At 65.3% G+C, this 26,650-nt stretch carries 26 protein-coding genes; 8 read left to right on the forward strand and 18 right to left on the reverse strand.

The features are described from left to right. Nucleotides 1–35: 35 nt before the first annotated feature. The 3 genes from AC3ANW_RS15870 to AC3ANW_RS15880 are packed head-to-tail and all read right to left on the reverse strand — an operon-like array spanning nucleotide 36 to nucleotide 3,306. Complete coding sequence (locus AC3ANW_RS15870) at nucleotides 36–1,313, reverse strand: RsmB/NOP family class I SAM-dependent RNA methyltransferase (RefSeq protein ID WP_488341810.1); 1,278 nt, start codon at nucleotides 1,311–1,313, stop codon at nucleotides 36–38. A gap of 53 nt (nucleotides 1,314–1,366) precedes the next feature. Beyond that, on the reverse strand, nucleotides 1,367–2,527 hold the full coding sequence (locus AC3ANW_RS15875; protein ID WP_488341811.1) for an ATP-binding protein: 1,161 nt from the start codon (nucleotides 2,525–2,527) through the stop codon (nucleotides 1,367–1,369). 47 nt (nucleotides 2,528–2,574) lie between these two features. After that, nucleotides 2,575–3,306 (reverse strand): response regulator, encoded by a 732-nt coding sequence (locus AC3ANW_RS15880; RefSeq protein WP_488341812.1) that lies wholly within the window; start codon nucleotides 3,304–3,306, stop codon nucleotides 2,575–2,577. A 182-nt stretch (nucleotides 3,307–3,488) separates the two neighbouring features. Here AC3ANW_RS15880 and AC3ANW_RS15885 point away from each other — a divergent pair, with 182 nt between their 5' ends. Then, nucleotides 3,489–4,064: a hypothetical protein gene (locus AC3ANW_RS15885; RefSeq protein WP_488341813.1), complete on the forward strand. Its 576-nt coding sequence runs from the start codon at nucleotides 3,489–3,491 to the stop codon at nucleotides 4,062–4,064. Nucleotides 4,065–4,078: 14 nt separating this feature from the next. Here AC3ANW_RS15885 and purN read toward each other — a convergent pair whose 3' ends face one another. Then, complete coding sequence (purN, locus tag AC3ANW_RS15890; RefSeq protein ID WP_488341814.1) at nucleotides 4,079–4,654, reverse strand: phosphoribosylglycinamide formyltransferase; 576 nt, start codon at nucleotides 4,652–4,654, stop codon at nucleotides 4,079–4,081. A 51-nt stretch (nucleotides 4,655–4,705) separates the two neighbouring features. On the opposite strand from purN, the gene AC3ANW_RS15895 reads away from it, so the two are divergent. Continuing rightward, the gene (locus AC3ANW_RS15895) at nucleotides 4,706–5,347 is read left to right on the forward strand and encodes a YceH family protein (protein ID WP_488341815.1); all 642 of its coding nucleotides are present in this window, start codon (nucleotides 4,706–4,708) and stop codon (nucleotides 5,345–5,347) included. 25 nt (nucleotides 5,348–5,372) lie between these two features. Here the strand turns inward: AC3ANW_RS15895 and AC3ANW_RS15900 are convergent, their stop codons facing one another. Beyond that, a complete protein-coding gene (locus AC3ANW_RS15900; RefSeq protein WP_488341816.1) occupies nucleotides 5,373–7,115 on the reverse strand; it encodes a methyl-accepting chemotaxis protein in 1,743 nt (580 codons plus the stop codon). A gap of 65 nt (nucleotides 7,116–7,180) precedes the next feature. Next, entirely contained in the window at nucleotides 7,181–7,738 is a 558-nt protein-coding gene (locus AC3ANW_RS15905; protein WP_488341817.1) for an HNH endonuclease, read from the reverse strand. 201 nt (nucleotides 7,739–7,939) lie between these two features. Here AC3ANW_RS15905 and AC3ANW_RS15910 point away from each other — a divergent pair, with 201 nt between their 5' ends. The 4 genes from AC3ANW_RS15910 (at nucleotide 7,940) to AC3ANW_RS15925 (ending at nucleotide 14,187) form a co-directional block, all read left to right on the forward strand. After that, nucleotides 7,940–8,974 carry a bifunctional riboflavin kinase/FAD synthetase gene (locus AC3ANW_RS15910; RefSeq protein WP_488341818.1) on the forward strand — a complete coding sequence of 345 codons (1,035 nt, stop codon included), beginning with the start codon at nucleotides 7,940–7,942 and terminating at the stop codon, nucleotides 8,972–8,974. Between the two features lie 109 nt (nucleotides 8,975–9,083). Then, nucleotides 9,084–11,996, forward strand: a complete 2,913-nt coding sequence (gene ileS, locus AC3ANW_RS15915) for an isoleucine--tRNA ligase (protein WP_488341819.1) — start codon at nucleotides 9,084–9,086, stop codon at nucleotides 11,994–11,996. Continuing rightward, nucleotides 11,997–12,506: a signal peptidase II gene (lspA, locus tag AC3ANW_RS15920; RefSeq protein ID WP_488341820.1), complete on the forward strand. Its 510-nt coding sequence runs from the start codon at nucleotides 11,997–11,999 to the stop codon at nucleotides 12,504–12,506. 13 nt (nucleotides 12,507–12,519) lie between these two features. Further along, entirely contained in the window at nucleotides 12,520–14,187 is a 1,668-nt protein-coding gene (locus tag AC3ANW_RS15925; protein ID WP_488341821.1) for a Na/Pi cotransporter family protein, read from the forward strand. Nucleotides 14,188–14,201: 14 nt separating this feature from the next. On the opposite strand, the gene AC3ANW_RS15930 is transcribed toward AC3ANW_RS15925, so the two are convergent. Both AC3ANW_RS15930 and AC3ANW_RS15935 read right to left on the reverse strand, forming a co-directional pair. Continuing rightward, complete coding sequence (locus AC3ANW_RS15930; RefSeq protein WP_488341822.1) at nucleotides 14,202–14,591, reverse strand: response regulator; 390 nt, start codon at nucleotides 14,589–14,591, stop codon at nucleotides 14,202–14,204. Between the two features lie 118 nt (nucleotides 14,592–14,709). Next, entirely contained in the window at nucleotides 14,710–15,720 is a 1,011-nt protein-coding gene (locus AC3ANW_RS15935) for a bile acid:sodium symporter family protein (protein ID WP_488341823.1), read from the reverse strand. A 73-nt stretch (nucleotides 15,721–15,793) separates the two neighbouring features. Here AC3ANW_RS15935 and AC3ANW_RS15940 point away from each other — a divergent pair, with 73 nt between their 5' ends. Further along, nucleotides 15,794–16,711 (forward strand): LysR family transcriptional regulator, encoded by a 918-nt coding sequence (locus AC3ANW_RS15940; protein WP_488341824.1) that lies wholly within the window; start codon nucleotides 15,794–15,796, stop codon nucleotides 16,709–16,711. A 190-nt stretch (nucleotides 16,712–16,901) separates the two neighbouring features. Here the strand turns inward: AC3ANW_RS15940 and AC3ANW_RS15945 are convergent, their stop codons facing one another. From AC3ANW_RS15945 to AC3ANW_RS15960, 4 genes are all read right to left on the reverse strand, one after another. Then, nucleotides 16,902–17,141, reverse strand: a complete 240-nt coding sequence (locus AC3ANW_RS15945; RefSeq protein WP_488341825.1) for a hypothetical protein — start codon at nucleotides 17,139–17,141, stop codon at nucleotides 16,902–16,904. A 98-nt stretch (nucleotides 17,142–17,239) separates the two neighbouring features. Next, the gene (locus tag AC3ANW_RS15950) at nucleotides 17,240–17,647 is read right to left on the reverse strand and encodes a GFA family protein (protein ID WP_488341826.1); all 408 of its coding nucleotides are present in this window, start codon (nucleotides 17,645–17,647) and stop codon (nucleotides 17,240–17,242) included. Nucleotides 17,648–17,676: 29 nt separating this feature from the next. Next, nucleotides 17,677–18,222: a GNAT family N-acetyltransferase gene (locus AC3ANW_RS15955; RefSeq protein WP_488341827.1), complete on the reverse strand. Its 546-nt coding sequence runs from the start codon at nucleotides 18,220–18,222 to the stop codon at nucleotides 17,677–17,679. Between the two features lie 10 nt (nucleotides 18,223–18,232). Continuing rightward, nucleotides 18,233–19,213, reverse strand: a complete 981-nt coding sequence (locus AC3ANW_RS15960) for a quinone oxidoreductase family protein (protein ID WP_488341828.1) — start codon at nucleotides 19,211–19,213, stop codon at nucleotides 18,233–18,235. Between the two features lie 91 nt (nucleotides 19,214–19,304). Between AC3ANW_RS15960 and AC3ANW_RS15965 the strand changes: the two genes are divergently transcribed. Beyond that, nucleotides 19,305–20,207 carry a DMT family transporter gene (locus AC3ANW_RS15965; protein WP_488341829.1) on the forward strand — a complete coding sequence of 301 codons (903 nt, stop codon included), beginning with the start codon at nucleotides 19,305–19,307 and terminating at the stop codon, nucleotides 20,205–20,207. Between the two features lie 56 nt (nucleotides 20,208–20,263). Here the strand turns inward: AC3ANW_RS15965 and AC3ANW_RS15970 are convergent, their stop codons facing one another. From AC3ANW_RS15970 to AC3ANW_RS15995, 6 genes are all read right to left on the reverse strand, one after another. Then, nucleotides 20,264–21,418 (reverse strand): BMP family ABC transporter substrate-binding protein, encoded by a 1,155-nt coding sequence (locus AC3ANW_RS15970; RefSeq protein WP_488341830.1) that lies wholly within the window; start codon nucleotides 21,416–21,418, stop codon nucleotides 20,264–20,266. 56 nt (nucleotides 21,419–21,474) lie between these two features. Then, a complete protein-coding gene (locus AC3ANW_RS15975; protein WP_488341831.1) occupies nucleotides 21,475–22,395 on the reverse strand; it encodes an ABC transporter permease in 921 nt (306 codons plus the stop codon). 7 nt (nucleotides 22,396–22,402) lie between these two features. Next, nucleotides 22,403–23,494, reverse strand: a complete 1,092-nt coding sequence (locus tag AC3ANW_RS15980; RefSeq protein WP_488341832.1) for an ABC transporter permease — start codon at nucleotides 23,492–23,494, stop codon at nucleotides 22,403–22,405. Further along, complete coding sequence (locus tag AC3ANW_RS15985) at nucleotides 23,487–25,070, reverse strand: ABC transporter ATP-binding protein (RefSeq protein ID WP_488341833.1); 1,584 nt, start codon at nucleotides 25,068–25,070, stop codon at nucleotides 23,487–23,489. Before AC3ANW_RS15985 ends, AC3ANW_RS15980 begins: the two co-directional genes overlap by 8 nt. 88 nt (nucleotides 25,071–25,158) lie before the next feature. Then, nucleotides 25,159–26,085, reverse strand: a complete 927-nt coding sequence (locus AC3ANW_RS15990; RefSeq protein ID WP_488341834.1) for a LysR family transcriptional regulator — start codon at nucleotides 26,083–26,085, stop codon at nucleotides 25,159–25,161. A 103-nt stretch (nucleotides 26,086–26,188) separates the two neighbouring features. Continuing rightward, nucleotides 26,189–26,650, reverse strand: a complete 462-nt coding sequence (locus tag AC3ANW_RS15995) for a nucleoside deaminase (protein ID WP_488341835.1) — start codon at nucleotides 26,648–26,650, stop codon at nucleotides 26,189–26,191.

Genomic DNA, 26,650 nt, shown 5'->3' on the forward strand with positions numbered 1-26,650 from the left:
CCCGGGGTTTGCAGGTCTTTACTTGCGGACCAATGTCACGGTTTACGTGTCCAGACGGCGGCGAAAAAGCCGTCTGTGTGATGGATATGCGGCCATAGCCGCAGATATTCACCTTCACCAGAAGGGCCGCTGCACAGTTTTTCGGCATCGGCGATCTTCAATTGTGTCAACAATTCAGCGGCTGGCAATAGCGTGAAGTCGCCGTGCTCCGCGGAAAACGCAGCGGCGATGGCCTCGTTTTCTTCCGGAAGGATGCTGCAGGTGGCATAGACCAGACGACCGCCCGGCTTCACCAGGCGCGCTGCGCTGGCCAGGATGGAGGTCTGCTTGGCCGTCAGTTCGGCAATGCCATCGGGCGACTGGCGCCATTTCAGGTCGGGGTTGCGCCGTGTGGTTCCCAGACCGGAACAAGGCGCATCGACCAGAACCCGGTCGATCTTGCCCGACAGGCGTTTCACACGCTCGTCACGCTCGTGCGCGATGGCGGCAGGATGCACGTTCGACAGCCCGCTGCGTGCCAGGCGTGGCTTGAGCGCGTCCAGCCGGTGTCCGGAGATGTCGAAAGCATAAAGACGGCCGGTATTACGCATGGTGGCACCGATGGCCAGCGTCTTTCCGCCGGCGCCTGCACAGAAATCGACCACCATTTCGCCACGATGCGCATCCAGCAACAAGGCCAGCAACTGCGAACCCTCGTCCTGCACCTCGATTGCGCCACGGGTGAAGGCATCCAGTTTGTTCAGTGCCGGTTTGCCGTCGATTCGCAAGCCCCAGGGGGAATAAGGCGTGACGTCCGCGGTGATGCCGGCTTTCTTCAGCTCGGCCCGCATGTCAGACCGTTTGGCCTGCAGTGCATTCACCCGCAGGTCGAGCGGCGCGGCCTTCTGGAGGCTTTCGGCCAGCGCCCAGAAACCGGAAGCACCGACCTGAGCCTTCAACGGGGCGGCCAGCCACTCGGGCAGGTTGTGCCGATGCGGCTCCATCAGTTCGGACGGCTTGACGGCGTCGCACTGTTCGAGCCATTGGCGCTCTTGTTCGTTGAGCGCGCTGCGCAGGAATTCACGCGGTCCGTGGAAAGCCAGGATGGCGAGCCGACGCGCCTTCGGCCCGGTGCCGGAACGGGCCAGGTATTCGTACAACAGCTTGCGGCGCAACACGTTGTAGGTGGTTTCGGCGAGCGTGTTGCGTTCGCGTGGACCGAGTGCGCGGTTCTCGCGGAAAAAACGCGAGACCACGGCGTCGGCAGGATGGTCGAAGACGAGGACGCGGCCGACGAGGTCGGAACAGGCGTCCAGTAAGGCGTTGGGATGCATGACCCGATTGTCCCATCCCGCCGGCCAAGGCCTGGAAAAGGTCTTTCGTGGCTTCAGGCCAACGCAGAACGGCCACCGGCCGTAGCGGCCGCGGCACTGGTCTTTTCGGTCTGCCGGACGAAATGCAGTTCTGCGACCAGACCGCCGCATGCACGGTTGGACAGCAGCAATTCGCCGCCGTGGCGCTGCACGATCTCCTGGGCGATCGACAGACCCAGACCCACCCCGCCCGAATGGCGGTTGCGCGAGGACTCGACACGGTAGAAGGCCTTCATCAGGTGCTGTAGTTCTTCCTGCGGCACGCCCGGCCCGCGGTCGGCGATGGACACCACCAGGCTGTGTTCCGAATCGATCAGCGATATCTCGGCGCAGCCGCCGTAACGCAGGGCGTTTTCGACCAGGTTGTTGATGCAGCGACCGAGCGCGCGTGGCTGGCCCGTCAGCGGTTCAGCTTCTCCGCTTACGGTAATCAGCCCTTCGCTGCCCGATTCGTCGTGGTCGTCCGCAATGGTGCGCACCAGGGAGTCGATGTCGAAACGCACATTCGCCTCGCCCTGCGCCACGCCCAGGAGGTAGTCCAGGGTGTCGCGGATCATCGTGTCCATCTCGCCGATATCGCGGCGGAAACCGGCGCGGTCTTCCGGGTCTTCCAGGGATTCCGCCCGCAGGCGCAGCCGGGTCAGAGGCGTGCGCAAATCGTGCGAGACGGCGGCGACAAAACGGTCACGGTCGGCAATCTGCCGCTGGATGCGCGCCTGCATGCCGTTGAAGACCCGCGTGGCTTCGCGGCACTCTGCGGTGCCGGCTTCTTCCAGTGGCGGGTGATTGATGTCACGCCCGAGTTCACGCGCGGCGTCCGCAAGCCGCTGAACCGGCTCCGAGAGCCAGCGCGCACCGATCCACGCGGCGAACAGCAATGCGGCCAGGCGCACGCCGATGTCGAACAACATGCCTGCATCGAAAGGCATGCCGCCAGGCCCGTGACCGATGTGATCGGCCTCGTCTGCCTGCGCCGGACCGGTCGCGCCCGCCGGCATCTCGTGATGCCGATGGACGAAATCCGGCGGCGGATGAAACTCGACCATCACCGTCAGCACCAGAGCATGACTGGCAAGCACCACCACGAACAGCAGCATGGCCAGCCGACCGAAGAGGCTGGACGGCAAGGCGCGTTTTGCCAGGCTGCGAACCCGCTGCCGGAAGTCAAAAGGCATGCCGCGCTCCGGAATCACGAATCAACCACTGGAAACCGGACCAAACCTCAGTGCAGCCCGACCTGCGGCTGCACGGAGCGCACGTCGAACACATAACCCGCGCCGCGCACGGTGCGGATCATCGAGGGTGCGCGGGGGTCGTCGCTGAGCTTCTGCCTCAGTCGCGACACCAGCAGGTCGATGCTGCGCTCGAAGTTTTCCATCGCCCGACCGCGTGCGCGTTCCATCAGCTGGTCGCGGGTGAAGATGCGACGCGGCATCGACAGGAAGGTGGTCAGCAGGCGGTATTCGGCATTGGAAAGCGGAACCACCAAGCCGTCGGGCGAGGTCAGGCGGCGTTCGTCGCGGCGCAGTTCCCAGCCGTCGAAACGCACCACACCGTCGTCGGCAGGGTGCGCGGTGCGTCCGGCGGGGATGCGGCGCAGAACAGTGTTGATGCGGGCCACCAGTTCGCGCGGCTCGAAAGGCTTGCCCATGTAGTCGTCGGCGCCCAGTTCGAGGCCTACCACCCGGTCATGGGTTCCGGTGCGGGCGGTCAGCATGATGATGGGTACACGCGAATGCTGGCGGACTTCGCGGGCCAGCATCAATCCGTCGCTGCCGGGCAACATGACGTCCAGCACCACCATGTCCATCGCCTGGCGGGCGATATGTTCACGCATGCCGTTGCCGTCGCTGGCGGTGTGGACGGTGAATCCGAAACGTTCGAGATAATCGCTGAGGAGCGTGGTGATGTCCTGGTCGTCGTCAACCACCAGGATGTGCGGGCGATGGTTCATGACCCGATTGTCCACCCCTGCCGGCCGTCGCACCAGAGGCCCGGCATGCTGAAAAAACGGACATTGACCGGTCTCTTCCCCTGCTGGAACAGGGTTTTGTACCAATCTGTACACCGGAGATACACACTCAGCTTACGACGATCTCCTAAGAATTCGCCGTGACCATCAGCAGGAATGACGCCATGACCGCCATCACCGGAATCAACAACAACGCCCAGAACGCATGGACCGACAAGTCCAATACCAAGACCGCCGCAGCGGACGACGCAGCCCTGTTTCGGCTGGCGCAGCAAAACGCCAACAACTCCACCAGGCTTACGCAGTCGCAATACGACACGGGCAGCGCATCGACCACGCAGGACGCCAGCCGCCTGCCGCCGCCGCCCTCGCTTTTTTCTCGAGGCGCCAGCGACGACACCAGCACCCGGACCGGAGTGGACAACACCACGTCAGCATTGTTCGGTGCGGTGGACGGCAACAGCAACGGAAGCATCGACGACAACGAGCTGGCCACGCTGCAGCAGATGGTCGAGTCCGCGATGGCTTCGATGCAACCGTCTTCGACGGGTTATTCGTCCTCGACGGTATCGCTGTCGGACGGTAGTTCCGAAGGCACGACCAGCACCACCGACCAGACCGTGACCCAGCGCTACGACCTGCAGCAACTGGCGCAGCAGGTGCTGAAGCAATACGACCAGGTCAGCGCGGGCAACTCGTCCGGCTCAGCCACCGGCGGCACCGTCAGCAAGGTCGCCTGAGAGCCGGAGCGGCTTCAGGCCAGCAATTCCGCCAGCACCCGCGGATACAGCTGGTGTTCCTGCGCCAGCACCCTTTCGGCCAGGGTTTCGGCGGTGTCACCGGGCAGCACCGGCACCACCGCCTGGCCCAGGATGGGCCCCAGGTCCAGGTCAGCCGTCACCCGGTGCACGGTCGCACCCGCCACCCGGCAACCCGCTTCCAGGGCGCGCCGGTGCGTGTGCAGACCGGTAAAGGCCGGCAGCAGCGACGGATGGATATTCACCATCCGGCCGGCATAGCGACCCACGAACGCGTCCCCCAGGATCCGCATGAAACCGGCCAGCACCAGCAGTTCCGGCTGGTGCCTGTCGATGGCCTTTGCCAGGGCCGCATCGAAATCGTCACGGCTCTCGAAATCACGGTGATCCAGCGCCTCGGCGTGAATGCCCTGCTGTTTCGCCCAGGCCAGGCCGCTGGCATCGGGCTTGTTGCTCAACACCGCCGCCACACGCGCACCGTGCCGGCCGGCCCAGTCGTCCCGCTGCGCGGCACGCACGATGGCCTGCATGTTGGAGCCGCCGCCTGAGATCAGAATCACCACGTTTTTCATCGGGCGGCATTATCGCGGTCCGCCCGCCGCATTTACCCAACCGAGTCCGACATGCCCTTGCGCCCCCTCACCCAGATCGAAGCCCGCGTGCTGGGCACGCTGATGGAAAAGGCCCGCACCGTGCCTGACAGTTATCCGCTGACCCTCAACGGCGTGGTGTCCGGCTGCAACCAGAAATCCAGCCGCGACCCGGTGATGCAGGTCGACGATGCCCAAGCCCAGGAGGCGCTGGACGCCCTGCGCAGCCTGACGCTGGCCTTCGATACCAGCGGCGGCCGCGCCACCCGCTGGGAGCACAACGCAGAACGCGGCATCGGCGTGCCGGGTGCGGCCGCCGCCCTCCTCGGCATGTTGATGCTGCGCGGTCCGCAGACCGCCGGCGAACTGCGCATCCACACCGAACGCTGGCACCGTTTCGCCGACATCGGTTCGGTCGAGGCTTTCCTGGATGAACTGGCCGAGCGGCCGGAAGAAAAAGGCGGACCGCTGGTGCAGGCCCTGCCACGTGTGTCGGGTTCACGCGAGGTGCGCTGGATGCACCTGCTGTGCGGCCCCATCGACGTGGCCGATTACGCATCGGCGCCGGTGACGGAGACATCGGCCGCGGGCAGCGGGCTGGCCGCACGCGTGGCCGCACTCGAAGAAACCGTGCGCCTGCTGCAGGAGCAGGTCGACGCACTTCGCCCGCGCTGACTTTCTGGCGAGCCGCCGCGTCCGGTCAGAAACTCGCCCAGTCGTCGTCGCCGGCAGCGACTTTCTCCGTCAGCGTCGGAGCGGGTGCCCGAGCCGGCGCGGCCGGAGGTTTTGCCCGAGCCCCGGTTGCCTGCGGTGTTCCCGCTATCGCAGGTTTCGAGGGTCTCGCTGGTTTCGGCGCGGAAGCCACTCCGGGCGCCGGCAAGGACACCAGGCCGCCGGCATCCAGCTTGAACACCGAAATCGCCAGCGAAAGCCGGTGAGCCTGATCACGCAACGAAGACGCCGCCGCCGCACTTTCCTCTACCAGCGCGGCGTTCTGCTGGGTCATCTGGTCGAGCTGGCTCACCGCCTGATTCACCTGGCCGATGCCGTCGCGCTGCTCGGATGCCGCGGCATGGATCTCGGCGATCAGGTCGGCCACCTGACGCACGCTGTTCACGATCGCGCCCATGGTCTCGCCCGCCTGCGCCACCTGGCGTGAACCGGCGTCCACCGTGTCGACCGACGCGCCGATGAGCGTCTTGATCTCGCGTGCCGCCTGCGCGCTGCGCTGCGCCAGGCTGCGCACTTCGCTGGCCACGACGGCGAAACCGCGGCCCTGTTCACCGGCGCGCGCGGCCTCTACGGCTGCATTCAGTGCCAGGATGTTGGTCTGGAAAGCGATGCTGTCGATGGTGCCGATGATGTCGCCGATGCGGCGTGAGGATCCGCTGATCTGCGACATGCTGCTGACCACCTCGGACATCACCTCGCCACCCCGAGTGGCCTCCTGCGCTGCCATGCCGGCCAGTTGCCGCGCGCGGTGCGCGGTGTCGGTGGACTGACTCACCGTGCCGGTCAGCTGCTCCATGCTGGCCGCCGTCTGCTGCAGGCTGGAAGCGGTCTGTTCGGTGCGCCCGGACAAGTCTTGGTTGCCCAGCGCGATCTCGGCCGAGGCGGTGGACACCGACTCGACACCGCTGCGCACCTCGCCCACCACGCCGCGCAGTTTCTGCACCATGGCCGACAGGGACGAAAGCAGTTGGCCGAACTCGTCGCGCCGGTCGGTCCGTGGCTGAACGGTGAGATCACCGGCGGCGATCGACTCGGCCACCGCCACCGCGTGCGCCAGCGGATCCGACATGTTCTTCACCAGTACCGCCGCCAGCGCGACGCCGGCCAGCAGCACCACCAGCATGCAGATCACAGAAACCACCATGGCGCCGTGGCGCGCCGCCTCCAGCGCCACGATGGCCTGGTCGCGCTGCTCTTCCTGGAGCTTGACGAAGGCGTCCAGCGAATCGATGTAACGACCGATGGCGGGCACGTAGGTTTTTTCGATGAAGTCGGGCGACACGGCGCCGGTGGACGATTCGAGCTTGAGTTCGCGCGCCCGCTTGTTCAGCGCCAGCACCGCATTGCGTTCTTCGCCTGCTCGCGCCAGCGCGGCTTTTTCTGCATCGCTGGTGGCGCTCGCGACGATTCTTTTCTGGATCGCGCCGATGCGCGCCACACCCGCGCTGATGCGCTGGTCCAGCACCGTGGTCAACGGCGGCTCGGCAGTGATGTTGCTGGCGACGACCCGTTCACCCACGGTTTCGGTTGCACCCCGCCAGTCGATGGCGTCGGAAATACGTTGTTCGGCAGCGCGGACGCTGGCCAGGGCCGTATCCGCCACCTGGGTTGCGCGGTACTGCGACCAGGCGCCGGCAGCCAGGGAAATGAGCAGAAGGCCGAGGATGCCGCCCCACAGTTTCGTGGAGACGCGGATGTCGTTGAATTGCATGGGAAGCGATGGGAAAAGGAAGCCAGACAACCCATAGCAATAGTTGCGCCACGGCGGCGCTCGGCCTAGAGCATCAGGCGCGACGAGCGCGGCACGTGGGCCATCAGGAATTCCATCTGATCGGCGAGGATGCGGCGGTTGCGCAGGATGAAGTCTTCCCACAGGCTGGGCACGTAGGGCGTATAGAGCAGAGGCATGCCGGCCTGCTCGGGGCTGCGGCTGCTCTTGCGGTGGTTGCAGGCCCGGCATGCGGTGACCACGTTCATCCATACATCCGGGCCGTTCTGGGACAGCGGCACGATGTGTTCGCGCGTCAGTTCGGCTTCGGCGCAGACATCGCCGCAATAGGCGCAGACGTCGCGGTCGCGGGCAAACAGCTTGGCGTTGGTGAGGCCGGGGCGCAGACCGAAGGGGTTGACGCGCGGAACCCCGCGTGTGCCGATGATGCTGTTGACGGCGATCATCGACTGTTTGCCGGTGATGGCGTTGGTGCCGCCGCGGAAGACTGCGATCTCGGCGCCGGACTCCCAGCGGACCTCGCCGGCCGCATAGTGGATCACCGCCTGCTCGAGGCTGATCCAGGACTGCGGCAGCCCCTGGGCCGATAGCTTCAATACCTTCACGACACAGCTCCTCAAGAGGCCGGCCTCGAGGGGGATCGTATCGCCGGCAAACCACTCGGATGATCGGATGGACGCACCGCTTGCCAGGCGGCGCATTCGCTCGTTGACAATATACAGGTATCGTGACGAATTCGCGTCCGGTCGGAGCAGCTGTCCGGACCCCGGAGCATCCAAGAAGAAAACGTTTGACGTGACGCATCCATGAAGGTCTTCCGCGGTTTCCACCATCCCGGCATCGCGGCTGCCTGCGCGCTGACCATCGGCAATTTCGACGGCGTTCACCGCGGTCACCAGGCCATGCTGGCACTGTTGCGCAGCGAGGCCGAGCACCGCGGCGTGCCCAGTTGCGTGCTGACCTTCGAACCCCATCCGCGCGACTATTTCGCCGCCCGTGCCGGCAAGGCCAGCCTGGCGCCGGCCCGCATCGCCACCCTGCGCGACAAGCTCACCGAACTCGCACGCTGCGGCATCGACCAGACCGTAGTGCTGCCGTTCGACGCGCACCTGGCGGCGCAGGTGCCCTGGAACTTCATCGAACAGGTGCTGCTGCACGGCCTGGGTGCACGTTATGTGCTGGTCGGCGACGACTTCCGTTTCGGCAGCCAGCGCGCCGGCGACTATGCCCTGCTGGACGAAGCCGGCACCGCCATCGGTTTCGAGGTGGCCCGCATGAACAGCTACGAGGTGCACGGCCTGCGGGTCTCCAGTTCTGCGGTGCGCGATGCGCTGGCCGCCGGCCAGATGGAACAGGCCGCGCGCCTGCTCGGCCGCAGCTACAGCCTCAGCGGCCATGTGGTGCACGGCCGCAAGCTGGGCCGGGCGCTGGGCGCCAGCGAGGTCGGTGCGGGCGACGGTTTCCGCACACTCAACCTGCGTTTCTCGCACTGGAAACCCGCGGCTGCCGGCATTTTCGCGGTGCGGGTTCACGGGCTGACCGATCACCCGCTGAACGGCGTGGCCAACATGGGTGTCCGCCCGTCCCTCGACCCGTCCGACGTCAACGGCGGCCGGGTGCTCCTGGAGACCCATTGCCTCGACTGGCCCGCCAGCCTGGGCACGGAGGGGGGCTACGGTAAAATCGTCCGGGTGGAACTGCTGCACAAACTGCACGACGAGCTGCGCTACACCAGCCTCGACGCCCTCACCGCCGGTATCGCCAAGGACCTGGAGGACGCGCGGGCGTTCTTCGCCACCCACGGCCAGACCCACCGGCAGACCACCCGCGACCGAATTTGAAGCTCGTCCAGGTGTGCCGCTTTCGGCACCGTGCGGTCGCCCCCTCACTGGGCCGGGCTTCCGCCGCACTTCTCCTCCCGGCCGCCGCCTTCCACTGATTTCTCTCCACATGTCCGACACCAACGTTTCCTCCGCCCCCGACTACCGCGCCACGCTCAACCTGCCGGACACCCCGTTCCCGATGCGCGGCGACCTGCCCAAACGCGAGCCCGGCTGGGTCGCCGAATGGGAATCCAAGGGGGTTTACAAGAAGCTGCGCGACGCCCGCTGCGGCGCACCGCGTTTCGTGCTGCACGACGGCCCGCCGTATGCCAACGGACAGATCCACATGGGGCACGCGGTCAACAAGATCCTGAAGGACATGATCGTGAAGGCGCGCCAGCTCAAGGGCATGGATGCGCTGTACGTGCCAGGTTGGGACTGCCACGGGCTGCCCATCGAGAACCAGATCGAGAAGACCCACGGCCGCAACCTCAGCCGTGACGAAGTGCAGGCCAAGAGCCGCGCTTACGCCACCGAGCAGGTGGCCCTGCAGAAGAAGGATTTCAAGCGGCTGGGCGTGCTCGCCGAGTGGGAGAACCCCTACCTGACCATGAACCCCGGCAACGAAGCCGACGAGATCCGCGCGCTCAAACGCATCATGGAACGCGGGTTTGTCTACCGCGGCCTGAAGCCGGTCTACTGGTGTTTCGACTGCCGCTCCTCGCTGGCCGAATTCGAGATCGAATACGCCGACAAGAAGTCGCAGACCATCGACGTGGCTTTCGAATGCGCCCAGCCGGCAGCTTTGGCGGCCGCGTTCGGATTGTCAGAACTGACCAAGCCGGCCTTCGCCGTCATCTGGACCACCACCGCGTGGACCATCCCCGCCAACCAGGCCCTTAACCTGAACGGCGAACTCGAATACAGCCTGGTCGACACCGCGCGCGGCCTCCTCGTCCTGGCGTCCGCACTGGTCGAGAAGGCGCTTGCCCGCTACGAACTCGAAGGCACGGTGGTCGCCACCGTGGCCGGCGCGGCGCTGGCCGGCATCCGTTTCAAGCATCCGCTGCACGACGTGGCGGACGCCGGCACCGGTGAGTACAGCTACCGCCGCGAATCGCCGGTGCTGCTGGCCGACTACGCCACCGCGGACGACGGCACCGGCATCGTGCACTCGGCCCCGGCCTATGGCGTGGATGACTTCAATTCCTGCATGGCCAACGGCTTCACGCACGACGACATCCTGAACCCGGTACAGGCCACCGGCGTGTACGTCGACGAACTGCCGATGTTCGGCGGCCAGTTCATCTGGAAGGCCGCACCGGTGGTCGCCGAAGCCCTGAAAGACGCCGGGCGCCTGCTGGCCACCTCGGGCATCACGCACAGCTATCCGCATTGCTGGCGCCACAAGACGCCGGTCATCTACCGTGCTGCCGCCCAGTGGTTCGTGCGCATGGACGAAGGCGAAGGCGTCTTCACCAAGGACAAGGCAGGCCGCACCCTGCGCCAGCTCGCCCTGGACGCCATCGAGCAGACCGGTTTCTACCCGGAGAACGGCAAGAACCGCCTGCGCGACATGATCTCCGGCCGGCCCGACTGGTGCATATCGCGCCAGCGCAACTGGGGTGTGCCGCTGCCCTTCTTCCTGCACAAGGCGACCGGCGAACTGCATCCGCGCACCATGGAAATCATGGACCAGGCGGCTGAAATGGTCGCGGCCGGCGGCGTCGAGGCCTGGAGCAAGGCCACGGCCGAGGACATCCTGGGCGCGGAAGCCGCCGATTACCTCAAGAGCAACGACATCCTGGACGTGTGGTTCGACTCCGGCACCACCCACTTCCATGTGCTGCGCGGCTCGCATTTCGACGACAGCATCAGCCGTGGCGGTGCCCGCGACGAAGGGCACCACCTCAGCGGCCCCGAGGCCGACCTGTACCTCGAAGGCCATGACCAGCATCGCGGCTGGTTCCACAGCTCGCTGCTGACCGCCTGCGCCATGAACGACCGCGCTCCCTACAAGGGCCTGCTGACCCACGGTTTCACCGTGGACAGCCAGGGCCGCAAGATGAGCAAGTCGATGGGCAACGGTGTCGATCCGCAAAAGACCGCCGAAAAGCTGGGCGCCGAAATCATCCGCCTGTGGGTGGCCGCCAGCGACTATTCGGGCGACATCGCAGGTGACGACAAGATCCTGGCGCGTGTGGTCGACGCCTACCGCCGCATCCGCAACACGCTGCGTTTCCTGCTGGCCAACACCAGCGACTTCGACCCGGTCGCCGATGCGGTTCCCGAGTCCGAACTGCTCGAAATCGACCGCTACGCGCTGGCCCGTGCGGCGCAGTTCCAGGCCGAGATCCTGGCGCACTACGAGGTGTATGAATTCCATCCGGTGGTCGCCAAGCTGCAGCTGTTCTGCTCCGAAGACCTGGGCGGTTTCTACCTCGACGTGCTGAAGGACCGGCTCTACACCACCGGGCCCAAGTCGCTGGCACGACGCAGCGCACAGACCGCCCTGTGGCATATCGCCCAGGCCATGCTGCGCTGGATGGCGCCGTTCCTGAGCTTCACCGCCGAGGAAGCCTGGAAGCTGGTCGGCAACAGCGAGACCATCTTCCTGGAGCAATACCTGCAGCTGCAGGGCGACCCGGCCGAAGATGCCGCGCTGATCGAAAAATGGATGCGCATCCGCGCGGCACGGGAGCTGGTCAACAAGGAAATCGAAACCCTGCGCACCGAAGGCAAGGTGGGTTCTTCGCTGCAGGCCAAGGTGCGCATCAGCGTGCCGATGGCCACCCACGGCGACCTGTGGGCCGCACTGGCCAGCCTGGGCGACGACCTGAAGTTCGTGCTGATCACCTCCGCGGTAGAAGTGGCCGCTGGCGAAACCCTGGCGATCGAGACCACCGCCATCGAAGCCGCCAAGTGCGAGCGCTGCTGGCACTACCGCGACGACGTGGGCAGCGACCCTGCGCACCCGACGATCTGCGGCCGCTGCAACAGCAACCTGTACGGCGCTGGCGAACACCGGGAGTTTGCATAAATGGCGCGCGGCAAGACCATCTCCATCGGTGGCGGTTCGTCCAGCCCGCTGCCCTGGCTGGGCCTGGCGCTGATCATCCTCATCGCCGACCAGTTCACCAAGACGCTGATCCTGGGCTACTACCGCCTGGGCGACGCCACCTACATCACCAGCTTCTTCAACGTCGTACGGGCCCACAACACCGGCGCGGCGTTTTCTTTCCTGGCCGATTCTTCGGGCTGGCAGCGCTGGTTCTTTACCGCCATCGGCGTGGGCGCGGCGCTGTTCATCGTCTGGCTGCTGCGCTCGCATGCCGGCCAGAAGCTGTTTTCCTTTGCGCTGGCCTGCATCATGGGCGGTGCCATCGGCAACGTGATCGACCGGCTGATGCACGGCTACGTGGTCGACTTCCTCGACTTCCATCTGGCCGGCCGCCACTTTCCGGCCTTCAACGTTGCCGACAGTGCCATCACCATCGGTGCCGCCTGCCTGGTGTTTGACGAGTTGATACGCGTGCGCAAGGGACGCTGAGACAAGATAAGGAATGAAGCACCTGCTCAACCTGCTCGCAGCGATCTCGCTGCTCGTCTGGGGAACCCACCTGGTCCGCACGGGTGTGTTGCGGGTGTTCGGCGAAAAACTGCGCAAGATCCTGGCGCGCAGTCTGGGCAACCGGTTCAGCGCCGCGCTTTCCGGTATCGGCGTGACGGCTCTGGTGCAATCCAGCACCGCCACATCGATGATGACCTCGTCCTTCGTCGGCCAGGGCCTCATCACCCTCCCCGCCGCGCTGGCTGTCATGCGCGGTGCCGATGTCGGCACCGCCATGATGTCGGTGCTGTTCTCGGTCGATCTCTCCTGGCTGTCGCCGCTGCTGATCTTCGTCGGCGTGGTGCTGTTCGTCTCCCGCCAGGCGGGCACTGCCGGCCGCGTGGGCCGGGTGTTGATCGGCCTGGGCCTGATGCTGCTGGCCTTGCGACTGGTGGTCGAGGCCACCGAGCCGCTGCTGGCGGCTCCGGCCGTGCGGGCACTGCTCGGATCGCTCGGCAGCGACCTGCTGCTCGAAATTACCCTGGGCGCGGCCCTCGCCGTAGTCGCGTATTCCAGCCTCGCCATCGTGCTGCTGATCGCGGCCATGGCCAGTTCGACCGTGGTGCCGATGGATGTCGCCCTCGGCCTGGTTCTGGGCGCGAACCTGGGCAGCGGTGTGCTGGCGGTGCTGACCACGTCCAAGTCGTCGGTCGAGGTCCGCCAGGTCACCGTCGGCAACCTGGTCTTCAAGATGATGGGTGTGCTGCTGGTCGCCCCTTTCGTGGGGCTGTGGATCCGATATGCGCAACCGCTGATGGCGGTGCCTTCGCATGGTGTGGTGATGTTCCACCTGGCCTTCAATGCGGTGATCAGCGTCGGTTTCATCGGGCTCACCGACGGCGTTGCGCGCATGGTGCAGAAGTTCATGCCGCGCACGCCCGAAAAGAAGACCACCGACCGGGTGCAGCACCTGGATGCTTCGGCCCTTTCGACGCCATCGCTGGCCATCTCGTGCGCCGCACGCGAGGCGCTTCACCAGGCCGACCTGGTCGAGACCATGCTGGTGGGCCTGCTGAAGGTCATCCGCAACAACGACCTGGCGCTGGCAGACCACCTGCGGCGCCTGGACGACTCGGTGGACGAACTCTATTCGGCCATCAAGTACTACCTGACGAAAATTTCCCGCGAGGCACTGGGCGAGGAAGAAAGCCGGCGCTGGACCGACATCATCAGCTTCACCATCAACATGGAGCAGATCGGCGACATCGTCGAACGGGTGCTGATCGACATCGAGGAACGCAAGATCCGCAAGTCACGCAATTTTTCGCAGGCCGGCATCGACGAGATCAGCGAATTGCACGCTCGCATCATCGACAACCTCCGCCTGTCGATGAGCGTTTTCCTGAACGGCAACGTGCGCGACGCGCAGAAGCTGCTGGAAGAAAAAGCGCTGTTCCGTGATCTGGAAGGCCGGTACACCCGCACCCATCTCGAGCGGCTTTCCGACAACACGCTGCAGAGCATCGAAACCAGTTCGCTGCACATCGACCTGATCAGCGACCTGAAACGCATCAACTCGCACATCTGTTCCATTGCCTACCCCATCCTGGAATCGGCAGGTGTCCTGGCCCCCAACCGGCTGCGCAGCAGCCTGGATGGCGGCGTGCTGCCGCCGCCCTGAGGGCAGGCGCATGACTAGTGGCGGCTCTCGGCCACCACACGCTGGCGGTCGCAATAGTCCAGCAGCGCGTCGATTTCGGTCGATTTGTCGAACACCGCGTCGGCGCCCAATTGTTCACACCGGCGGCGGACTTCCTTGGTGGCGTGGTTGCTGAACACCACCATCTTCTGGTGCGATTCACGCTCGCTGAGCGCCGACAGCACGTTGAGGCCGTTGCCCTCTCGCAGGAACAGATCGACGATTGCCAGGTCCCAATGGCCATCATGGGTACGCAGCCAATCCGCCGCTTCCGCCTCGGTCTCCGCGCAGCCGATGGGTTCGATGTGGGCCAGCTCGCTCAGCGTGGCCAGTAGGTTCTCGCGGATGACCGGGTTGTCCTCGATCAGATAAGCACGAATTTTCATAGGTCTCCAGCCAGGTTCAGCGGGAAAACATTGCCCCGATGCCTCACTGTAGAACCTGACATGGACACGTGTGCAAGCCACCTGCCCTACGCAAGGTAGGACAGGCCTCCCCGGCCCGTCAGCCCGCCTTGCCGACCGCCGGCTGCGTCAGTGCTTCCAGCGGTTCTTCCGGCCGCTGCGCATAACGCTGCGCCAACACAGCGCAGGTCATCAGCTGGATCTGGTGGAACAGCATCAGCGGCAGCACCATCGGACCGACGAGTTCAGGCGCGAACAGCACCTTGGCCATCGGCACGCCGCTGGCCAGGCTCTTCTTGGATCCGCAGAACACGATGGTGATCTCATCTTCTTTCGAGAAACCCAGCTTGCGCGCCAACATCGTGGTGCAGACCAGCACCACCACCAGCAGCACACAGCACAACGCCACCAGGCCCAGCAGAGCCGTCATCGGCAATTGCCGCCACAGGCCTTCGACCACTGCGGCGCTGAAGGCGGTGTACACCACCAGCAGGATCGAACCCTGGTCCACCAGCTTCATGCGTTTGGCGTGTCGCTTGACGAAACCGCCCACCCACGGTTGCAGCAAATGGCCCAGCACGAAGGGCACCACCAGCTGCAGGACGATCTTGCCGATGCCGTGGAAGGTCGCACCTGCCGAGTGATGTTCCACCACCAGCAGGTTGGCCAGCACCGGCGTGATGAACACGCCCAGCAGCGTCGAGGCAGATGCGCTGCACACCGCCGCCGGCACATTGCCGCGGGCCATCGAGGTGAAGGCGATGGCCGACTGCACGGTGGCGGGCAGCACGCACAGGTACATCACGCCGACGTAGAGCTGGGGCGTCACCAGAAGGCTGAGCACCGGCTTCAGGGCCCAGCCCAGCACCGGGAACAGCACAAAAGTGCAGGCGACCACCAGCAGATGCAGCCGCCAGTGCGAAATGCCGGCAATCACTGCTGCCCGCGAAAGCTTGGCGCCGTGCAGGAAGAACAGCAGCGCGATGGCTGCCGTGGTCAGCAGCTCGAATGCATGCGCGACCGCGCCCTGAGCGGGCAACACGGAAGCGGCTAGCACCGTCGCCAGCAGGGCGAAAGTGAAGTTGTCGGGGAGATATTTGGAACGCGTCATGGTGGCGGCGATCATCTTCATTTTCACAGCCGAAGTGAAATTGATTTATCTGATGAATTTATGATTCGGAATGATGAATATCAGCCTGCAGCAACTGCGCGTCTTCCAGGCGGTGGCGGCCGAACGCAACTTCAGCCGTGCCGGTGATCGCGTAGGCCTCACCCAGCCCGCCGTCAGCCGGGCCATGACCGAACTGGAAAACCAGCTCGGTCTGCGGCTTTTCGACCGCACCACCCGCGAAGTGGCGCCGACCGACGCCGGCCGCCTGCTGGCGGCGCACCTGGAACGCCTGCTCGACGAACTCGACACCGCCCTGCTGGATGTCCAGGGCCTGGGCCGGCAACGGCGTGGCCGGGTGCGAGTCGCCAGCAGCCCTACGCTAGCGGCCAGCCTGATGCCCACATGCATCGCCGAGGCCGAAGCGGATGGCACCGAAATCGTGCTGCTCGACCGCATCCAGCAGGACACCCTGGACAGCGTGCGTTCGGGTGTCGTCGACTTCGGTGTGGTGGTCGACCCCGCCGATCCGTCAGGCCTGTATTGCGAACCCATCCTGCGCGAGCCTTTCTGCCTGGTCTGCCCGGCCGACCATGCGCTGGCATCGGTCGGCGACGTCGACTGGCATCGGCTAGCGGCCCATCCGTTGGTGCTGCTGGACCAGGCGTCCGGCAGCCGCCGGCTGATCGACGAAGCCCTGGCGCGCCAGGAAGTCACGCCCCATGTGGTGCAGCAACTCGGCCACCCGACCACCGTGTTCCGCATGGTCGAGGCGCGTATCGGCGTGGCGATATTGCCGGCGCTGGCGCTGGACGCCTACCGTGCGCCCGGCCTGGTCGCCCGCCGCCTGGTGCCCCGGATCGACCGCGACATCATGCTGGTGCACCGCCAGAACCGCAGCCTTTCGCCGCTCGCGCAGCAGGTGTGGGCGCGGCTGGCCCGGATCGCGCAGGGCATGCCGGCGTTCGATCCGGATCGGTGGGCCACCGCGTAAGCTGGCTTTTCGTCGAAACCTGAAAACACTGCAGACCGAGAACACCTGAGGCGTTGCGTCTGCTTGAAACCGTTGCTGTTTATTCATACGACAGCAGAGAAAGAAAAATTCCCGGAATCGCATGACGAGAGGCTTGAGTGAAAGCCGGCGGCATCTTTCAGATACCCAAAGCCATATTTGCTTTAATCAATCAATCAATGGTCAGATTCAACCCCAGCGTGCTGCTGAGCCCGAAGGTCATCAGCAAGAGTATCAGAAGCACCAATACGAAGACTGCGGCCACCTTGCCTCCCGCGCGCAACACTGCGCGCTGTCTCTCTTTTCCGTTCTCTTTCTTTCCTTGATCGTAATGCCACTTTACGGCAAAGAACATTCCGATGCCCAGCACCAGAACCTTGAAGGTAATAAAGACTATCGGCACCCAATCCATGATCCGCCTGACTTTCCAGCAATGACTAAAACCAAAAACAATCGGACCCGATCAATGGATTGGGTGTTCAGATAGAAGGACAAGGCCCGCCTGGCCCTTCAGGGTTGACCGTCGAATGTCTGCAGGCCCGTCCAGAATCGCACCCACGAAAATGCGCGTTTCGTCCATATCTGCCTTTGCGGCGGCCCGAGTTCGTTTCGCTGTTTGATCACGCCAATTCGCAGTGAGTAACTCGCAGGATTCTCTTCCGCGCATGCATATAACGGGCTGCCGCAGTTATCGCAAAACGCCAGGCGGCGTCTGGCTCCACTGGCGGCGGTCTTGATATAGGTGCGAGGTTCGCCCCTTATCAACCGAAATCCATCGGCCGCGGCCGGAATATTGGCGCGGAAGGCCGAACCGGAATGCACCTGGCAGTCCGCACAGTGGCAGATCGAAATACTGCCTGGCCGCACTTCAGCCTCGAATGCGATGGCACCGCAATAGCACTGTGCTTCGACTTTCATGGGGTTGGTCCGTCCTGGTGGCATTCGATTCAGACGCGCTTATAGAAAAACGTCGTTCCACACAAGGCCCCGTCCGGCATCAACGCAAAGTCCGGCACCGCACCGGCCCGCTGCCAGCCTGCGCGTTCATACAGGCGCTCGGCATCGCCACCGGTCGCGGTATCCAGCACCAGCACCGTCTTACCGGCCTCGCGCGCAGCATCGTCGATCACCGCCAGCAGGCGCTGCGCGACACCCTTTCGGCGGGCTTTCCGGTGCACCAGCATCTTCGACACCTCACCTCGATGCGGCTGGTTCTCGGGCATGTCGGTCACCAGCTGGGCGGTGCCGACGATGGCGCCTTCTGCATCCTCAGCCACCAGCAGCACACGTTCGCCGCGGCCCACGCCTTCGGCCACGCCTCGCCAGAAGGCCAGCGCCCGCTGACGCGACAGCGGCCCCATGAAACTCACCGATGCGCCGCCCTGCACACAGTCGATCAGCACATCGGCAAGGCCGTCTACGCAGGCAGCGGTTTCTTCGGGGCCGACACGGCGGATGGTGATGGCGGCCGGGGCGGTCAATTTTTCATTCATGCGAATAGCCTCAGGGAATCAGGACCGTGCAGCCGGTCGTCCTGCGTGCTTCCAGGTCGCGGTGCGCCTGCTGCACATCGGCCAGCGCATAGCGCTGGTTGATCTCGATCTTCACATCGCCCGACGCGACCACGGCGAACAGGTCATCCGCCATCGCCTGCGCCCGTTCACGCGTGTTGTAGTGGTTGAACAGCGTCTGCCGGGTGACGTACAAGCACTTCTTGGCCAGGATGGCCGGCGCAAAGGGCGGCACCGGGCCGGAGGCCGATCCGAAACACACCATCAGGCCGAAGGTGCGCAGGCATTCGAGCGAGCGGTCGAAGGTGTCCAGGCCGACCGAGTCGTAGACCACCTTCACGCCCTGCCCGCCGGTGATTTCCATCAGGCGCTCGACGAAGTTTTCCTTGCGGTAGTCGATGGCGTGCGCCGCGCCGTGGGCCAGGGCCAGGGCGCACTTTTCAGGCGATCCGGCAGTGGCGATGAGTTTCAAACCCAGCAACCGGGCCCACTGGCAGGCAATCAGGCCGACACCGCCTGCGGCGGCATGGAACAACACGAAATCGCCCGGCACCAGGCCCTCGGTCGGCAGCGACTTCTTCAGCAGGTATTGGGCGGTCAGGCCTTTCAACATCATGGCCGCGCCGGTCTCGAAAGATACGGCGTCGGGCAGCTGGCAGACCAGGTCGGCCGGCATCACGCGGGCTTCCGAATAACTGCCCGGCGGGCCGCCGCAATAGGCCGCCCGGTCGCCGACCTTCAGGTGCGTGACGCCCTCGCCCACCGCCTCGACCACACCCGCGCCTTCCATGCCCAGCGTGAGAGGCATGGCGAAGGGATAGAGCCCGCTGCGCTGGTAGGTGTCGATGTAGTTGAGGCCGACCGCGTGGTGGCGGATGCGGATCTGGCCGGGCCCGGGCTCGCCGACCTCCACATCGACCAGTTGAAGCTCTTCAGGACCGCCGTGGCGATCGATACGGACTGCGCGAACCATGGATGTCGTCTCCCGGATTTGAGGAATGAAAACAGCGCCGAATCCTGCCACGGATCACGCCTTCGCGTGATCAACAGATACATTCCCCGCCATGCAACAACGCCTGCGGCCCAGCACCGTCTTCCTGCTTGTCTTTCCGCCCCTGACCTGGGCGGCCAACGCCGTCGTCGGACGCATGATCCACGACCAGATTCCGCCGATGACGCTGAACCTGCTGCGCTGGCTGACCGCGTTCTTGCTGCTGCTGCCGCTGGGCTATGCGGCCCTGAGGCGCGGCTCGCCGATGTGGCCGCGCTGGCGCCATTACGCCCTGCTGGGGCTGCTGGGCGTGGGCACCTACAACAGCCTGCAGTACCTGGCGCTGCACACTTCGCAGCCGCTGAACGTGTCGCTGGTGGGTTCGGGAGTGCCGATCTGGATGCTGCTCGTCGGCCGCATCTTCTACGGCGAACCGGTGCGCCGCGTGCAGGTCGCCGGCGCGCTGATGTCGATGTGTGGCGTGCTCACCGTGCTGTCGCGCGGCAGCCTGGACACGCTGCTGGCCTTCCACCTGGTGCCGGGCGATGCCTACGTGGTGCTGGCGACGATTTCGTGGTCGTTCTATTCGTGGATGCTGGCGCGGCCATCGGGCGGCGGCGACGCGCTGCGCGAGCGCTGGGCGCCCTTCCTCCTGGCGCAGATCTTCTTCGGCTGCCTGTGGTCCGGGCTGTTCAGTGCGGCCGAATGGACGCTGGGCGACCCGCACATCGAATGGAACTGGAAACTGCTGGCCGCCGTGGCTTTCATCGGGCTGTTCCCGGCCCTCATCGCCTACCGGAGCTTCGGTGCCGCGGTGGCCCGCACCGGGCCGGCGATGGCGGTCTTTTCGATCAACCTGACGCCGATCTTCACAGCCTTGCTGACGGTGATCTTCCTGGGCCAGACGCCCAGCGCCTACCACCTGGTGGCATTCGCATTGATCGTCGGCGGCATCGTGATTTCCTCCCGCAGGTAAGGGACCAAAAAAAGACCGCCCGAAGGCGGTCTTTTTCAGGGTGGACCCGCTGTCGATCAGCCGCCCGGCACTTTGCCTTCCACACCCTTCAGGTAGAACTTCACGCCGCTCAGGAACTTGTCGTCGGCGACCATGTCCTTGCCCAGCACTTCCTTGCCGGCGTTGTCGACCAGCGGGCCCTTCCAGATGGAGAAGCTGCCGTCCTTCAGGCCGGCCTTGATGGTGTCGATCCTGGTCTTGATCTCGGCCGGCACGTCGTCGGCGATGGACACGATGTCGATCGTGCCTTCCTTCACGCCCCACCAGCTGCTGCCGGTGGTCCAGGTGCCGTCCAGCTGGTCTTTCACCGTCTTGATGTAGTACGGACCCCAGTTGATGATCGACGAGGCCAGGTGGGCCTTGGGACCATAGGCGCTCATGTCCGAATCCCAGCCGAATGCACGTTTGCCCTTCTCTTGCGCGGTCTTCAGCACGGCCGGCGAATCGGTGTTCTGGAACAGGATGTCGGCGCCGCCGTTGATCAGCGACGTGGCCGCTTCGGTTTCCTTCGGCGGGCTGAACCATTCATTGACCCAGACCACCTTGGTCGTGATCTTCGGGTTCACGCTTTGTGCGCCCAGGGTGAAGCTGTCGATGTTGCGGATGACTTCGGGGATGGGCACCGAGCCGACCACACCCAGGGTGTTGGTCTTGGTCATGGCGCCGGCAATGACGCCTGCCATGTACGCGCCTTCGTAGGTACGGCTGTCGTAGGTGCGCATGTTGGCCGCGGTCTTGTAGCCGGTGGCGTGTTCGAACTTCACGTCGGGGAAGTCTGCCGCGACCTTGAGCATCGGCTCCATGTAGCCGAAGGTGGTGCCGAACACCATCTTGTTGCCCTGGCTGGCCATGTCGCGCAGCACCCGTTCGGCGTCGGCCGATTCGGGCACGCTTTCGACGAAGCTGGTGACGATCTTGTCGCCGTATTCTTTTTCCAGCGCCTTGCGGGCGGTGTCGTGGGCGTAGCTCCAGCCACCGTCACCCACCGGGCCGACATAGGCAAAAGCCACCTTCAGCGGAGCCGCTGCCGGTGCCGGTGCGGCCACGGGAGCCGGTGCCGGCGCGGGCGCGGCGGGCGCCGGTGCTTCCGTCTTGCTGCAGCCCGCCAGCGTGGCGACCATGGCGGCAGCGGCAGCCACGTTCAGCAGCGAACGTTTGGTGATGTCAGTCATGTCTTCTCTCTCGGTTGGTTGATTGGTCTGATTAGCAATATCCGGGCGCGTCGTCGTCACGAGCCCGGATAGAAAGGTTTGCCGAGGGACGCCGGCATGTTGGCCTTGATCCACGCCGGGTTGCGCGAGATCAGCGCCAGCACCACGATGGTCGCCAAGTACGGCAGCATGCTCAGCAACTGGCTCGGCACTTCGACGCCGATGGCCTGCAGGTGGAACTGCAGCATGGTGACGCCGCCGAACAGGTAGGCGCCCAGCAGCACACGGGCAGGCCGCCAGGTGGCGAAGGTGGTCAGGGCCAGGGCGATCCAGCCGCGGCCGGCCACCATGCCTTCGACCCACAGCGGCGTGTATACGGTGGAGATGTAGGCACCCGAAAGGCCGCAAAGCGCACCGCCCGCCACCACCGCGGCCAGCCGGATGCGCCGCACCGGATAACCCAGCGCGTGGGCCGATTCGGGCGATTCGCCGACCGCCCGCAGCACCAGGCCGGCGCGGGTCTTGTAGAGGAACCAGATCAGCGCGGCAGCCAGCGCCATGGCGACATACACCATCGGATGCTGGCGGAACAGCGCCGGGCCGACGAAGGGAATGTCGCCCAGCACCGGAATCGCGAATTCGGCGCTCTCCGGCAGCTTGGCCTGCACGTAGCCGATGCCGACGAAAGCCGAGAAACCGCCGCCGAACAGCGACAGCGCCAGGCCGGTGGCGTACTGGTTGGTGTTGAGCCAGATGACCAGCCAGCCGAAGATCGCCGCCAGCACGCCGCCCGCCAGCATGCCGGCCAGCAGGCCGACCAGATAGCTGCCGCTGTGCACCGTGGCGGCAAAACCGGCGATGGCAGAACACAGCATCATCCCCTCGGCACCGAGGTTGACGATGCCGGCTTTCTCGTTGATCAGCAGGCCCATCGCGGCGATGGCCAGCACCGTGCCCGCGGACAGCGTGGCGGCTAACAGAAGTGCGTAGGAATCCATGTCTTTTTTATGCTCCGGCGACCGTCGTCACGACGGCCGGCTGGTGTTTGACGCTCTTGATCCGGTACGCGATGAGGGTGTCGCAGGCCAGCAGCGCGAACAGCAGCAGGCCCTGGAAAACTCCGGTCAGGCTTTTCGGCAGACCGAGGCGGGATTGCGCCAGTTCACCGCCGATATAGAACATGCTCATCAGCACGGCCGACAACACCATGCCGACCGGATGCAGCCGTCCCACATAGGCCACGATGATGGCCGCGAAGCCGTAGCCGGCCGGCACATAGGGCGTCAGCTGGCCGATGGGGCCGGCGACTTCCAGGCCGCCCGCCAGGCCGGCCGCTCCGCCGGAAACCAGCAGCGCCGTCCACAGCGCCTTGCGTGAAGAGAAGCCTGCGTAACGTGCCGCCGCAGGCGCCAGGCCGCCGACCTGCAGCGAGAAACCGGCCCGCGTGCGGAACAAGAAGATCCACAGGCAGGCCGCCGCCACTAGCGCGATGATCACGCCGATGTTCATGCGCGAACCCTTCATCAGCTTGGGGATCTGGGTCACCGCATCGAAGTTGCGGGTCTGCGGAAAGTTGTAGCCCAGCGGGTCTTTCCAGGGACCGTAGACCAGGTAACCCAGCACCAGCACACCGACGTAGACCAGCATCAGGCTGACCAGGATTTCACTGGCGTTGAACCTGTCGCGCAGCAATGCCACCAGCGCTGCCCACAACATGCCGCCGGCAACACCCGCCAGCAGGATGGCCGGCACGATCCACGGGCCGGAGTTCTTGTCGGCCAGCAGGGCCACGCCGCCGGCGGCCACCGCGCCGATGACGAACTGGCCCTCGGCACCGATGTTCCAGACATTGGAGCGGAAGCACACCGCCAGGCCGAGCGCGATCAGCAGCAGCGGTGTTGCCTTGACCACCAGTTCCCCGATGGCGTATTGCGTCTTGATGGGTTCCCAGAAGAACACCTGCAGGCCGCGCACCGGGTCCTTGCCCAGCGCCGAGAACAGGATGACGCCGACCAGCACGGTGACGGCAAGCGCCAGCAGCGGAGAGCCGTAGGTCCAGAATTTCGACGGCGACGGACGGGCTTCGAGCTTAAGCATGGGAAGCCTCCGTGGTGGTCGTTGGTGCTGCGCCCGGCGCGCCGTCCCACAGGCCGCTCATCCACTGGCCGATCTTCTCGACGGTCGCCTCGGCGCGGGGTACGGAAGGCGACAGGCGCCCCTTGGCAATGACATGCATGCGGTCGCTCAATTCGAATAGTTCGTCCAGCTCTTCGCTGACTACCAGCACCGCGCAACCGGCATCGCGCAGGGCCAGGATTTCGCCACGGATCTGCGCGGCGGCACCCACGTCCACGCCCCAGGTGGGCTGCGAGACGATGAGCAGTTTCGGTTTGGCGTCGATCTCGCGGCCGACGATGAATTTCTGCAGGTTGCCCCCCGACAGCGACTTGGCCGGCGCGTTGGGTCCGCCGGTCTTCACGTTGAATCGCCTGATGATGTCTCTGGCCTGCTCCTGCAGCGGCCCCAGCTTCAGCCAGCCGCCGGCACCGACCGCATCGCTGCGGGTCAGCAGCAGGTTGTGCGCCAGGCCCAGCGTGGGCACGGCACCCCGGCCCAGGCGTTCTTCCGGCACGAACTGCAGGCCGAGTGCACGGCGCGCGGCCGGGCCCAGGCGGCCGGCGGGCGTTCCCGCGACCTCGACCATCGAAGGCGCGGCGCGGGTGTCTTCGCCCGACAGCGCATACAACAGTTCCTGCTGGCCGTTGCCCGAAACCCCGGCGATGCCGACAACCTCGCCGGCGCGAACATGCAGGGCGATGTCTTCCAGGTCGACACCGAAGGTCGAGGCCTTGGGCAGGTTCAGGCCCTTCACCGTCAGCACCGCCTTGCCGGCCTGCGATGCGCGGTGCTGCAGGGCCGGCGGCTCGGCGCCGATCATCAGCCGCGACAGCGATGCATTGGTTTCCCGGGTGGGGTTGCAGACCCCGGTGACCTTGCCGCCACGCAACACGGTACACGCCGTGCACAACTCGCGGATCTCGTGCAGCTTGTGGCTGATGTAGAGAATGCTGCAGCCTTCCGAGGCCAGTTTCTTCAGCACCACGAACAGCTTCTCGACCGCCTGCGGTGTCAGCACCGAGGTGGGTTCGTCCAGGATCAGCAGCTTGGGATTGGTCAGCAGCGCGCGGATGATTTCGACCCGCTGCATCTCGCCAACCGACAGCGTGTGCACCGGCCGCAGCGGGTCGATGTCCAGGCCGTATTCGGCGGCCTTGGCGGTGATGCGCTGGGTGACTTCGGCCAGCGCCACGCTGCGGTCCAGGCCCAGCCAGACGTTCTCGGCCACGGTCATGGTGTCGAACAGGCTGAAATGCTGGAACACCATCGCGATGCCCAGGGCGCGCGCCTCTTGCGGGTTCTTCACCAGCACGGGTTTGCCGTCGAAACGCACGCCGCCTTCGTCGGGCTTGACCGCGCCGTAGATGATCTTCATCAGCGTCGACTTGCCCGCCCCGTTCTCGCCTAGCACCGCATGGGTTTCGCCGGGCATCACGGTCAGCGACACATCGCTGTTGGCCACCACCGCCGGATAACGTTTGGTGATGCCTTCCAGTTGCAGCCGCGGCACCGGCGGTATGACGAAGGCCGGGGGCGTAGTGGTTTCAGGGTTCATGCGCGCGCTTTTTTTGATTCGTCTGATCTTAAGAAATCCCGGCCGCATTTTCGATGGGGCGACCACCCGCTCCGGCCTGCGTCCGCGGTCACCGCAACGAGCCCGCCACCGCCCTCACCCGCTCTCGCAACCAGGCCGCCGAGGCCGATGTGTGTGTGCGCGGATGCCACAGCTGGTAGTAGAGCATCCGTGGAAACTTCACCGGCGGTTCCAGCACCACCAGCGGCAGGCGGTCGAGATAACGCTGGCAGAACTGCCTGCCGGTGGTCAGCACCAGCAAGCTCCGGGCCACCATCTCGGGCACCAGGCTGAAATGCGCGCAACGGGCGGAAATGTTTCGCTGCAGGCCGACCGACTGCAGGTGGTCGTCGATGAAACCGCGGGCGCCCGGATGGGTGGGCGTGGGCGCGATGTGTTCGGCCTCGAGCCAGGCCGCCTCGTCCCAGCCGCGGCGTGCGGCCGGATGGTCTTTGGCGACCAGCGACACCACGTCGTCGCCGAACAGCCGGCCCATGTGCAGGTCTTCCGGCGGCCGGGCCCAGTTGCCCACCACCAGGTCGATGTCGCCCTGCGCCAGGTGGCCGTGGTAATGCGCATCGGCCGACAGGGGATGGATCTCGATCTTGCAAAGCGGCGCCTGCGACTTGATCTGCGCGACCAGCTGCGGCAGAAAGAACGGGTCGAGGTAGTCGCTGGCGGCGATGCGGAAGGTAATGGCGGCGGTCTGCGGATCGAAACCGCGCGCATCGGTGAACAGCATTTCGGCCGCCTGCAGGATGCGGGCCGCCGGCTCCAGCATCCGGGTACCGGCGTCGGTCGGGATCATGCCGGTGCCGCTGCGCACCAGCAACGGGTCGTCCGCCAGGTCGCGCAGCCTTTTGAGGGCGGCGGACACGGCGGGCTGGTGCATGCCCAGCCTCACTGCCGCCCTCGATACGCTTCGTTCCATCAGCACGGTGTGCAAGACCCTTATCAGATGGAGGTCGATCTTGTCGAATAGCGCCTGGTCTCTCATAGCCGTGCCTGCATTCCTGTCATATGCCAATCCGTATGCGCGCCCTGCCGGCGCGGCATAGGTGGGTGGGCTCGGCCAGGAATGTACTTGGACCGGAACCCGCCTACTGGCCGCGCAGGGCCGAAGCCGCTTCCTCACGGAGCAATTCCGGGTCCACCCTGATGGCGGGGGTCGAACCGCCCAGCAAGGCGGCGCAGGACGACCGCAGCGCCGGCCCACCCAGCGCATCGTTGATGTCCTGTCCGGTGGCGGCGAACACCACCCGCCCGACACCTGCCCAGAACATGGCGCCGGCGCACATGGCGCAGGGCTCTCCGCTGGCGTAGACGGTGGCGCCGCGCAAGGCATGGGCACCAAAACGCGACGACGCCTGACGCACCAGCACCATCTCGGCATGGCCGGTGACGTCGTCGGTGGTGACCTGGTTGTTGGCGGCGGTCATCATCACTTCGCCATGCGGCGACACCAGCGTGGCGCCGAAGGGCCGATCGCCGGCGGCCAGCGCGGTGCGGGATGCGGCGATGGCCAGGCGCATCGCGGCGTAGTCGAGTTGGGTGGGGTTCAT

The organism is Xylophilus sp. PBN-3R, from assembly GCF_057747805.1.